This is a genomic window from Planotetraspora phitsanulokensis (assembly GCF_016863295.1).
GTDB lineage: Bacteria > Actinomycetota > Actinomycetes > Streptosporangiales > Streptosporangiaceae > Planotetraspora > Planotetraspora phitsanulokensis.
Window position 1 is genome coordinate 579,713 of sequence record NZ_BOOP01000003.1, and the last position, 10,297, is coordinate 590,009.

Genomic DNA, 10,297 nt, shown 5'->3' on the forward strand with positions numbered 1-10,297 from the left:
GCAGTCGCAGTCACAGCTCCGCTCCGCTCCGGGGCACGTCAGGCTGGAGTTGAAGCGCCGCGCATCGACCTTGCCGTTGGTCTGGGGGCGGTAAGCGCGCCACGGTCCAGACACGGTGCGAGCCCAGCGCCCATACCTCCGCCGACAATCCTCCACGCGGAGTGCGGGCATCATGGTGGAAGATCCTGGGCGCAACGCAGGTACTTCATGTCCGGCAACTGGGCTATCACGTCACTTGCTGCCGGAGCCTCAGCAGGTCGAGGAGCATGTCCCCCTCACCGACTCGTCGATGTGATCGACATCGGCTCCGGCGCGGTTCGCGGACGCTGAACCGCCGGCGACTGACCGCACGACGGGGTTGAGGGGACGCCCCGGGCTGGGCGCCCCCTCTCGTCCGCTATGCCGTACGGTCGAGCGCGTCGGCGAGGTCGTTCAGCGACTTCGCCAACGTGGCTTGCGCGCTGACGGAGGTGTCGAGCTGGTGGGAGACGGCGCGAAGCTGCGCCACGGCGGCGTTCGCCTGCGGGCCGTCCTTGAACCTCTCCGCCCGGTCGACGAACTTGCGAACGTTCGCGGCCGTGTTGGCTTTCAGGGTGCCAGTGCGCAGTGCCTGCGCGTAGTAGGCCCGCACGAGCTCGAAGCTCGCCGGCCAGCTCAGCTTGGGCTGGTGCTGCGCGTTGAACCTGTCGAAGCCGACCGTCGCGGCGGCGTCGATCTCCGCCTTGTCCAGGTGCTCGCTCGGGGTCAGCGCGAACGCGTCGAACCCGCGGGCGATCTCGCTGCCGTAGATATGGCCGTTGTAGTAGTACGCGGACCAGAAGCCGCCGGTGACCAGGGCACTCGCGTTGATCGGACCGCGGTCGAAGAACGCGATCTCGCGCGGGTGTGCGGAGTCGGTGAAGTCGAACGCCGAGACGCCGCCCTGGTACCAGGCCTGGACCATGATGTCCCGTCCGGGTACGGGGATGAGCGAGCCGTTGTGCGCCACACAGTTCTCCTGCGTCGTCTGCGCGACCGGGAGCTTGTAGTAGCTGGCGAACTTGAGCTTGCCGTCCACGATGTCGTAGATCGCGTCCGCGCCCCACGAAGGCTCGTCGGTGGTCCGGCAACGCGCCCCGGTGCCGCCGCCCCACTCGTCGGTGAAGATGACCTTCGTTCCGTCGTTGTTCAGCGTGGCCGAGTGCCAGTACGCGAAGTTCGGGTCCGAGACCTCGTCGAGCCGGACGGGATTGGCCGGGTCGGAGATGTCCAGCAGGAGCCCGTTACCGGCGCAGGCGGCCGCGGCCAGGCCGATCTCGGAGTACGCGGTGATGTCGTGGCAATGATTGGTGACCGGCCGGGGCGACCAGTTCGAGCCGGACGGGTGCTGCGGAGTGGACGGGTTGTTCTGCAGGCCGTCGAGCGCCCCGGTCTCCGGGTTGGCGAACAGCCGGGGCTGGTTCACGATCGAGGCGTTCTGCGGGGCGGCCAGCGGCACCCGGATGATGTCGATCCGCCACAGGGACGTGTTCGGGTCGGTCGCCGCCGTGTTCGCGCAGCCGGCCAGTTCGGCGCCCGAGCGGACACCGGCCGTGCCGGAGACGTAGACGTAGACGTTCTCCGGGTCGTTCTTGCTGGTGACGAGAGTGTGCGTGTGGGACCCGCGGCAGGTCTGCACGGCGGCCACCTGGACCGGCTTGGTGATGTCGCTCACGTCGAAGACGCGGACGCCGCGGAAGCGGTCCGGGTTGACCGTGCCACTCGCGCCCTGGGTGCCGCAGTCCAGCCGTCCTCGGGTCTCCTCCACCGACATGAAAAGGAGGTTGCCGTACACGGACATGTCGCCTTGGCCGCCGGGGCACACCACGGACGTGGTCAGGACCGGGTTCGAGGGTGCGGAGATGTCGTAGATGTTGAAGCCGTTGAAGTTGCCCACGAACGCGTACTTGCCGCTGAACGCCATGTCGGAGTTGGCGTACGACAGGTTGCCCGGGTTGGAGGGCTGGTAGAAGCCCTCCGGCCGATCCTGGTGGGCCAGAAGCTCCAGCCCGCTGGCGGCCTGCTGGGCATCGAGCCACCCGGCGCCCAGTCCGATTCGTGGATCGGCGTCATCCGCCATCGCCGTCGCGGGCATGAGTCCCACCAGGACCGTTCCCGCGGCGATGACACTGAGTTTGCGTAACCAAGCACGTCCCCAATGTGCCGTACGGCCGATATGCATCGGTCGCACCCTCCTTTTCTGGGTCTTTCTGGCATGACTACGCGCCGCGTGACTTAACCACTGGATGTCTTATGTCCAGCCAATCCGGCAAGATCTACGCGATGCTGGGGAGACAGTAACTGAATTTTCGGTAAATGTGCTATAGGTGTCACATCCTCCGGTTTAGCCCGGTCCCCAGCACGTTCGGAAGCAAGCGCAGACCATGAAGTCATCGAAACTGTTCCAGCGGTTCCTTCCGCCTCTGCTGATCGCTGCCGCGCTCACCGCGTGTACGGCCGAAGGCCCGAAACCGACCGTCGTCCAGCCGGGGCCGCCGGGACAGAGCAGCAAGGTACTTCCCGCCGACGAGGTGCCGCGCTCCGACGGACGCGAGTACACCGACGCCGACGTGCGATTCATGCAAGGCATGATCCGACACCACTCCCAGGCGTTGCGGATGACCGCTCTGGTCGCGGGCCGTAGCGCGAGCAAGGACCTCCCGCGGCTCGCCAAGCGGATCGAGGTCTCGCAGCAGGATGAGATCGGGCTGATGGTGCGCTGGCTTCGGGCGCGGCTCGAGCAGGTGCCCAGCGTGGATTCCGGCCACGACCACCAGAGTGGCGATCTGATGCCGGGAATGCTCACCGAGGAGCAGATGGCCGAACTGCAGAACGCCAAGGGCGCGACATTCGACCGGCTGTTTTACCGGTACATGATTCAGCACCACATGGGCGCGCTGCAGATGGTGGAGCAGCTCTATGCCGACAAGGGAGGCCAGGAACCGGAAATCGACCAGTTCGCCGGCCATGTCGACGCCGACCAGCGCATCGAGATCGACCGGATGCAGAAACTGCTCGCCCCGATGGGGGGATGAACGGGGCAACGGGTCATTCCCATGAGCGGCTGACGTGTGAACGCGGGGTCCCGGCTCATACCGGGACCCCGCGCCATATCCGGTTCAGGCATCGAGCCGCCGAGCATCTTCACCAGCTCGCCCGTACCCGGGCGCCTCCGCAGGCGTCGCCGCTCTTCCCTGCCTTGGTCCAGGCGGCCACGGCGGCGTCGACGGCTCGGTAGTAGGCGTCGCGCGTGTGGTGGTAGGCCGTCCAGGTCTGCCGGGCGGCGTGGTTGCAGGCGCCGCGGCAGGCCCATTCGGGGAATGTCGGCTGGTCGGTTTCGGTCAATGCGGCCTCCCGGGTCGTACGCTTGCGGGTAGGCCGTCCTGGTGGGGGCGTGTCTTCGATGGTGTTGTGGGCGGCCTCTCGGATGGTGCCGGGGGCCGCTCCTTTCATGATCAGGTTACGCGTGTGTGCTGGCTGAGCTGGGTCCCACTCAGCACCGGCTGGCAGACAACCTGGCCAGGGCGTCGTCGGATGGGGTGCCGGGCTCGGCATGTGCGACAAAGAGTCGCTGGCCGGGGACACCGTCGATGGAGAACGTCGCATGCCAGAGAGTCAGATCGCCGACGCGATGATGGTGGTAGCGCCCTATCTCATGCGGTTTGACCTGTATGTCATGGCTTTCCCACATTCGGCGAAAGTCCTCGCTTGCGAGCGATAACTCCTCCACCAGGGTGAGAACCGATGGGTCGTCGAGGTCTGCACCGACCGCGGCGCGCATATGGGCGACCTTGAACCGTGCCTCCTGTTCCCAGTCGAGGAAGAATTCGCGTGACGCCGGGTTGAGGAAGGTCAGTCGAAGCAGGTTGTCGCTATCGGACAAACCCTCAAGAAAGGCTGCGGTCTCGGCGTTTTGCACGAGCACGTCTAACCGGCGGTTTACCACAAACGCCAGGGCATGCTCCCAGTTGTTCACGAGGCGTAGAACGGACGGGGAGACGCGGTCGGCCACATGCGTACGTCTGAAACTTCCTCGCGTAGAACGGGCAAGCTCATACAGGTGTTCTGTGGCCTCGTAGTCAAGGCCGAAGACCCCGGCCAGGGCATTTAGCACAGCATCGGAGGGGCTGCGTTCCCTTCCCTGCTCCAGTCGCATGTAGTAGTCGACGCTGACTCCTGCCAGCATTGCGACCTCGTCGCGGCGCAACCCTGGCGTGCGGCGGTTGCCCGTGCCTCGCAGTAGCCCCGCCCGTTCGACGGTTGTCGCCTCTCGTCGGGCACGGAGGAACTCACCTAAGAGGTTGTCCACGCCAGACACAGTAAGAAGTTTTATGGCAAGGTTTGGCAAAGCGGTCACTACTGGTCAGTAACTTGCGGGAATGGTTCAAAGCCGTGATCACATCTTTTCGTGATCACGGCTCCGACCTGCCGAAACAGAGTCGGGACGACAGGATTTGAACCTGCGACCCCTTGACCCCCAGGAAGTAGGGGTAGGCGTTTTTGCAGCTCAACGGCCTTCAGGTAGCCATGGACGACGTGTGCTGACGTGCGCGTTGTTCGGCTCCGCGCATGACGTGTGGTCCCCAGATGGTCCCCAGTCCCCTATGCGTCTTGGCCTGAAGCCAGGGGTCAAACACCGGCAGCGACGGCCCGCGCATGTATCTCCACCGCTGTCTCAAGCATCTGCCCCGTGCTGATAAACCAGTCCTGCAGATTCAGGTCCACACGGGCAGAACCAGCAGGTTCGCTGCCATCAGGGCCGGCTTCGCAGACCGCAGCCACGCACGGGCCATCTTGACCTCGGGCACCGTCAGCATCGCCGGCTGAACCTCGGCAGACACGGTCATGTGCGCGGTCACAGTCATATGAACGGCACCGACCACGTCCGTGGCCGTCCCTGTATCGCTGTCGAAGACCTGATGCAGCTCCGGAACCTCGGGACGCGCCGACTCCTTGAGCACCTCGACGGCCATGTCGACGAGAGCCCGGATCAGATCGAACGTATTGAGGACGGGTGGCGGAATCTCGATCGGCTCTCCCACGCGAACCCCCTTCGGTAAGGATTGCAATCGTGGATGGATGCCGCCGAAATCCGCATGATGGTCGCCGTGTTCGGCATCGAGCCGACGGTGCATTACGCGCACGCGGCCCGGATGTGGCGGAGCGACTGCTGAACATCGCCGCCCGTGTCCGACAGCCCACCCGGCGATGTCGGCAACGTCCGAGCGAACTCGAACAACGCGGCCTGAAGCTCCTTAGACGGGGCACCGTCCACGTCCGTATACGAGCCCTCAGCGAGCCCATCCGCCATCCGCGTAAGGGTGGACCACAGCGGCGTGGTCTCGTCTGGGGAGACGTATCCGACCGTCGTGCCCTGGTGCTCGACGATGTCGTCTACCTGACTGACAAGGACCATCGCCCTGTCGCACGGGGACTGCATGTCCTCCCGGTTCGCGGCAGCGAAGGCGCTTGCCGCGACCAGCACCACCAGGCCCACCGTGACGCTTACCGCGATCCCCAACCACGGCGGTCGCTTCCTCGACGGCACGGTCGGCTCAGGTGGTTGACCCACTTGGAAGGTGGCTGGCTCGTCGGCCATGAGGTGCTCCACGGACTGGGGGGAGAACTCGCACCCATTAGACTCCCACCCATCGCACACGGTTGGCGTAGCGACACAGGGAGTCCCGTGTTGGTGCTCTTGGCTGTGAGCCTGCATCGGGTCTTCTTTCTGCGATCGGTTCGTTGATCGCGGAGCACCCGAGCACATCGACGCGTCAACGTCTTTCCGCAGTTCAGAGCACCTGCAGTCGGTCTGCGACATCAGCTCTCGCCCCCCACGACCCCCGCGATCTCACTCGGCACGATCGACTGCAGCCAGCCCGGCCACGCCGCGCGCACCCCGGCGTCGACGACGTCCTGGAAGCGGGCCAACTACTCCGCGCGCGGACTACGCAAGAACGGATCGGGGCGAGCGGGGCGAGGCCGCCGGCTTCCTCGCCCCAAGGAGGTCATAGCCGATGACTAGCCCCTGCTGGTGGGCTCACGTGAGGCACCCCCGCTTGACCCGTGGTCAAGCAGCGCCATCAGGCCGGACACAAGATGATCGTGGTCCCCAAGACGCCGAAAGGGCCGACCCGATCACTCGGATCAGCCCTCTGAGCTGCGTCGGGACGACAGTGTGCTGGTTCAGGACATAGGAAACGCATGTCTCCAGACATAGGAAACTGCGGCGGTCCAGTGTCTGGCCGTGTCGAAGGCCAGGCTTGAGATCACTGCGGTTGTCGTCGAGGGCCGCTCTCAGGCAGAAGTCGCACGCGCGTACGGGGTGTCGCCCAATCAGGGCGGACGGCAGAGCGGGGAGCCGGTACACGGGTGCGGACCGGGCTCTCCCACAGGTGGAGCCGGCCGGAGATGCCGGCGGCCAGCTGCCCCTGCGGCTCGCCGGCGCGCGTGAACACGCTGATCAGGACGGCGGCCACGGCGAACTGCCGCCCTCGGCGTCGAGCCGCTCATCCGGCGCCGTTGTCGCGCCATCCGCGCTCAGCGCTCCGCCGCTCGGGCCGACGCCGCTCAGGCCTGGGCGCTCGTCGCCGACGGGGTCCCAGCCAGCCTCGCCGGGCTGGTCCTCCCGAAGCGAGGTGGGCCAGTCCAGGTCGTAGTAGCTGTGGAGGTCGTGCTCCTGCTCGGGGGACAGGTGGCCTTCGCCGTCCAGGTCCACACTCGGCGCGTTCTTGAGATACGCCTTCTCGTACGGGACCTCGACGTGGTCGGCGACCCAGTCGGCGTCCTTGAGGGGGACGAACGCCTCCTTGGTCCCGAACAGCCCCGTCTTCACGCACAACCACTCGGGCCGTCCCGTCGCGTCGTCCGGAAAGACGTGCTTGACCTCGCCGACCTTGTCCCCGTTTCGGTCGTAGACCGGATGGTCGAGGACCATGGCGATCTGCTCGTGCTTGATCATCCGTGCCTCCTTCGCGCTCGCTTTGGGGAACCTTTACCCGCATACCATATCAATTCGGATAAACACCCCTTTATCGCAGCAAAGCGCCATAAGGCTGCCGTCGGAGGAGGTCCTTTCGCAGATGCCGCGACCGTCACCAAAGAGGGGGACGACCTCTACCGCGCTCGGCGGCGACGACCTGTGAGGCGCCAGAACTCGTGCAGGTCATCTGACCTGGGCTTATCCTCAGAGCTTGTGTTGATCCGCCTCGTCTATCTGCTCATGATCCGTCTGTTCCGCTGGCTGGTGCTCCTGTCGCGAAACGACGCGTCGAAGGAGGTGGAGATCTTGGTGTTGCGGCACGAGGTCGCAGTGCTCCGCCGTCAGGTCCCCCGTCCGAAGCCAGAGTGGGCCGACCGCGCTGTGATTTCCGGGTTGGCGCGACTGCTGTCTGAACGTCTTCGGTTCCATCGGATCGTGACTCCGGGCACCCGGGTGGCCTGGCACCGGCGACTGGTCGCCACGGCTCGGCCTCGGGCATCGGGTCGGTGAAGGAACGATCCGGCGGATTCTGACGGAGGCCGGACTCGGCCCCGCCCCACGCCGTGCGTCACCGACCTGGCGGCGGTTCCTGACCTCTCAGGCTTCCGGGATCCTGTCGTGCGACTTCTCGCACGTGGACACGGTCTTCCTCAAGCGCCTGTACGTCTTCTTCGTGATGGAGATCGAGACTCGCCGTGTGCACATCCTTGGCGTCACCGCCAACCCGACCGGGGCTTGGACTGCCCAGCAGGCCCGGAACCTGCTGATGAACCTGGACGAGCGCGCCGACCAGTTTAAATTTCTGATCCGGGACCACGATGGCAAGTTCTCACACACCTTCGACGAGGTGTTCACCAGCGGTGGCATACAGATCATCAGGATCAGACGATCAAAAAGCCGGACTCCCACAGATGAGATCCGGCCTCTGAACTGCTACAACCGAAGACAGGCCGACCAGAAAGACAAACTTCTCCCCGCTGCACGAGGTCAAGACCGCGGCCTCAGCCATGCCGTCCTACCCGACCTCATCAACGAGAAGCTCCGCCGCAGGGTCAGCCTCAAGCCGCTCGTCGGGGATCGGCCGACCGCTACGCAACGAAACTCCGTAGGTACCGGCCCGCAGGCGCTCGCTGGCCCGATCGAGTGCAGCCAACCGTGCGCTGAGTTGCTCGGCTACGGCATCGTCAAGAAGCTCTTGGGCGAGCGGGTTCGCCGAGTCGAAGACCGAGGTCCTCGCATCAGCGGCCGCCTCCAGAGCAGCCGCCCGCTCAGCGGCTGAGTACGTGAGAAGTTCCTTGATGCGTTCACGTTCACCCTCGATCAACTCACGTGCGTGGGTTGGGTCCATCTGCAACTCCCTGGTGGTGACTATTGGTGATCAGCGTCGGCGGCGAGACCTCAGTTGGCCGACCTTGCGGGGCGTTCGACACCGCGTGTGGTACCGCCGCTCATCGGCCTCGATCTCACTTCCGACGTAGTGCTCGACCGCTCTGGGCCTTGCTGTCGGCCGGCCCAGGTCATGTGTGCCCCTGACTCTCCTTCGATTAGTGCCCGGGAGGCCACATCTCTTTCGTCTGCTGTCTCCGGCTCGCTGTGACGTCACCCGGTGCGAGCCTAGATGGACGAGTTCGTCCAATACGGCGTAGCGTTATCAACCGCTAAGCGCGCCGTCCGGCGTGCCTCGTCCCCGCATCGAGGAGCAGCGTTGACTCACGAGGTCACAATCGTCGGTTCGACCATCAGCACACCGCGGTTGCGGCTGCGTCCGTGGCATCAAGATGACGCAGCCGGGGCGCTCGACATCTACGGCAGCTTGGAGGTCTCCCGGTGGCTGGCCCCGGCAATGGATCACGTCAACGACCTCGACCAGATGCGTGCGGTGATCACCGGATGGATCGCCGCACCTCTGGGATCCGAAGGGCGCCCGAGTGGTCGGTGGGTGATCGAAGAGACCGGGAGCGGGCGCGTCGCGGGCTCGGGTCAGATTCTTCCGCTGCCGCCGGAGGGCGAGGACCTGGAGTTGGGCTACCAGCTCGCCCCGTGGGCGTGGGGGCGGGGGTTGGCGGCCGAGGCGGGTCATGCCCTGGCCCACTATGCCTTCAGCAACGGCGAAGAGGAGGTCTTCGCCGTCGTACGGCCCAAGAACGAGCGCGGCACACGCGCCGCCCGCCGCATCGGGATGGAGTGGGTCGGAGAAACGGACAAGTACTACGACCTGCGTCTTCAGGTCTTTCGGCTGCGGAAGGGTGACTTGGACACCTCCGCGCTCGAGCCGGGCCCCGTCGAACGCTGATCCCGGTTCATGCCTGGTCGTTCTCGAGCGGGACGGCCACACCCTGCCCTGAGCCCGCGCACACACCGAGAACGCCCTAGCGAGCGTTTCGCTCCCGCATCGAGATGGCGAGGGTGAGCACGTAGCGGGTTCCCGAGGCCCCGAACGGATGGCCCACGGCGACGGCGCCCCCGTTGAAGTTGAGCCGGTCGTCAGGAACCTCGAAGCATGCCCTCATGGGCGGTGTTCACGCAGCCCGCTGCGATTTCGTCGATGCGGTCCGGGGGAACCCCGGAGTGTTCGCAGGCTGCAACCATCGATAGGCCCAACAAATCGTCAAGGCGCAGGTGTGAGAGCGAGCCACCGTACTTCCCGAACGGAGTGCGAGCCCTGCCACCACGTACGCATCTGTAGCCATGCGCGAACGGTAACAACCAATGGACTTTTTAGTCCATTCTCGTTGCCAGTCCACGACTCTATTGCCTTGCGGCTGTAAAGCGTCACCGCATCGGTGTAAAATGGACCAAATAGTCCCATAACATGGCGGGATGCGTGAGTGGTGTCGACTGGCCGGGAGGGATTGATGAGGACGCACTTCGCGGAAGTCTTGGCCCGCGAGAGCGCATGTCTGGCTGGAGTCACTGATGGGGCGAAGCTGGCCGGCTGGCGCCGCCGGGTGGTCGAGGAGCTCATGACCCCACTGTCGCCGTACGTGCTGGCGATGCGACAAACAGGTGATGTGCCCGAGCGGGCCGACTTCCTCGATCGGTGGCGCGAACTCATCGCCGAGACGGTTGACCGGTTGCTGCAGTCCGGCACCACGGGCGACACACACTTCTCCTCAGATCAGACTCGGAGGGCCGATGTCGACGCCCAGAAGAGTGCGGTGCTGATTCTTGCGGCGCTTCATGGAGGCAGCACCCTGAGTCAGATTGCAAATGACCCTTGGCCACTCAACGCCGCGCTCGACCTCGCGCTCGCGCCTTTTGCGGCAACCAAGGACAACAGCCTCGCAAGGACGGAAA

The 10,297-nt window shown here is 65.2% G+C and carries 12 protein-coding genes; 4 read left to right on the plus strand and 8 right to left on the minus strand.

The annotated features are described in order from the left end of the window. Positions 1-397: 397 nt before the first annotated feature. On the minus strand, positions 398-2,113 hold the full coding sequence (locus tag Pph01_RS05590) for an LVIVD repeat-containing protein (RefSeq protein ID WP_204071835.1): 1,716 nt from the start codon (positions 2,111-2,113) through the stop codon (positions 398-400). Between the two features lie 289 nt (positions 2,114-2,402). On the opposite strand from Pph01_RS05590, the gene Pph01_RS05595 reads away from it, so the two are divergent. After that, positions 2,403-3,053 (plus strand): DUF305 domain-containing protein, encoded by a 651-nt coding sequence (locus Pph01_RS05595; RefSeq protein ID WP_204071836.1) that lies wholly within the window; start codon positions 2,403-2,405, stop codon positions 3,051-3,053. A 109-nt stretch (positions 3,054-3,162) separates the two neighbouring features. On the opposite strand, the gene Pph01_RS05600 is transcribed toward Pph01_RS05595, so the two are convergent. From Pph01_RS05600 to Pph01_RS05620, 5 genes are all read right to left on the minus strand, one after another. Beyond that, positions 3,163-3,363: a hypothetical protein gene (locus Pph01_RS05600; RefSeq protein ID WP_204071837.1), complete on the minus strand. Its 201-nt coding sequence runs from the start codon at positions 3,361-3,363 to the stop codon at positions 3,163-3,165. A 148-nt stretch (positions 3,364-3,511) separates the two neighbouring features. Next, on the minus strand, positions 3,512-4,327 hold the full coding sequence (locus Pph01_RS05605; RefSeq protein WP_204071838.1) for a helix-turn-helix domain-containing protein: 816 nt from the start codon (positions 4,325-4,327) through the stop codon (positions 3,512-3,514). Positions 4,328-4,733: 406 nt separating this feature from the next. Then, on the minus strand, positions 4,734-5,153 hold the full coding sequence (locus tag Pph01_RS05610; RefSeq protein WP_204071839.1) for a hypothetical protein: 420 nt from the start codon (positions 5,151-5,153) through the stop codon (positions 4,734-4,736). Beyond that, positions 5,153-5,617, minus strand: coding sequence for a hypothetical protein (locus tag Pph01_RS05615; RefSeq protein ID WP_204071840.1), 465 nt, complete (start codon positions 5,615-5,617; stop codon positions 5,153-5,155). Before Pph01_RS05615 ends, Pph01_RS05610 begins: the two co-directional genes overlap by 1 nt. Before the next feature lie 864 nt (positions 5,618-6,481). Next, positions 6,482-6,979, minus strand: coding sequence for a PRC-barrel domain-containing protein (locus Pph01_RS05620; RefSeq protein ID WP_204071841.1), 498 nt, complete (start codon positions 6,977-6,979; stop codon positions 6,482-6,484). Between the two features lie 655 nt (positions 6,980-7,634). Between Pph01_RS05620 and Pph01_RS05625 the strand changes: the two genes are divergently transcribed. Both Pph01_RS05625 and Pph01_RS05630 read left to right on the plus strand, forming a co-directional pair. Continuing rightward, the gene (locus tag Pph01_RS05625; RefSeq protein WP_204071842.1) at positions 7,635-8,279 is read left to right on the plus strand and encodes a hypothetical protein; all 645 of its coding nucleotides are present in this window, start codon (positions 7,635-7,637) and stop codon (positions 8,277-8,279) included. Positions 8,280-8,705: 426 nt separating this feature from the next. Continuing rightward, positions 8,706-9,293, plus strand: a complete 588-nt coding sequence (locus Pph01_RS05630; RefSeq protein ID WP_239116445.1) for a GNAT family N-acetyltransferase — start codon at positions 8,706-8,708, stop codon at positions 9,291-9,293. Between the two features lie 76 nt (positions 9,294-9,369). Here the strand turns inward: Pph01_RS05630 and Pph01_RS05635 are convergent, their stop codons facing one another. Together Pph01_RS05635 and Pph01_RS43640 are read right to left on the minus strand one after the other, a co-directional pair. Further along, on the minus strand, positions 9,370-9,510 hold the full coding sequence (locus Pph01_RS05635) for a hypothetical protein (protein WP_204071844.1): 141 nt from the start codon (positions 9,508-9,510) through the stop codon (positions 9,370-9,372). After that, positions 9,485-9,706: a thiolase family protein gene (locus tag Pph01_RS43640; RefSeq protein WP_204071845.1), complete on the minus strand. Its 222-nt coding sequence runs from the start codon at positions 9,704-9,706 to the stop codon at positions 9,485-9,487. Before Pph01_RS43640 ends, Pph01_RS05635 begins: the two co-directional genes overlap by 26 nt. A gap of 149 nt (positions 9,707-9,855) precedes the next feature. Here Pph01_RS43640 and Pph01_RS05645 point away from each other — a divergent pair. Then, positions 9,856-10,297: hypothetical protein (locus tag Pph01_RS05645; RefSeq protein ID WP_204071846.1), on the plus strand; the 442-nt coding region annotated here is incomplete at its 3' end.